Annotated in this window: 1 protein-coding gene; it reads right to left on the reverse strand. The window is 70.7% G+C overall.

Going from position 1 to position 557, the window contains the following annotated elements; all coding sequences use genetic code 11:
- On the reverse strand, positions 1–548 hold a 548-nt coding region (locus Q7A36_RS40720), incomplete at its 3' end, for a transposase (protein ID WP_305109472.1).
- Positions 549–557 lie beyond the last annotated feature (9 nt).

Raw genomic sequence — 557 nt, forward strand, 5'->3', positions numbered from 1 at the left:
GCTGGTCGCAGCACGACGCCGTGCGGGACCTCGCCGGTGGCGACCATGCGCCACAAGGCGATGAGCAGCTTTCTGGCAAGGGCGACGATCATGGTCGTCTTGCGCGCACCCTGAGCGGTCCGCGCGCGATACCACTGCGCCAGCGCGCTCTCCTTCTGGAACCGGAGGAAGCGCCAGGCGAGCTGGATCAGGCCGCGGCGCACTCGGGCATTGCCGGACTTTGCCAGCCCCTTCTCTCGCCGTTTGGCCCCGCTCTCGTCGGGCGAGCCCGTCAGCCCGGCATAGCGCGCCACCGCCCTGCGATCTCGCAGGTTCCGCGAGAGCACTTCCTGCACCAGCATGTCCGCTGTCTCAACGCCGACCCCGGTGATGCTGGCCAGCAGGCGCACCATGGCGTGCGGTCCCGTTCCTGGGGCCTGCTCCAGGCGCGCCAGGCGAGCCCGCTCGATCGCCGCGATCTGCTCGCGCACCATCGTCAGCCGCGCCAGGTCGCGCCGAAACTCCTCCAGCGTGTTGGGCGGGATCGGCAGGCCCTCCGGCGTGCGCAAGGCCTCAAG

Origin of the sequence: Paracraurococcus lichenis, assembly GCF_030657435.1 — a bacterium.
Classification (GTDB): domain Bacteria; phylum Pseudomonadota; class Alphaproteobacteria; order Acetobacterales; family Acetobacteraceae; genus Paracraurococcus; species Paracraurococcus lichenis.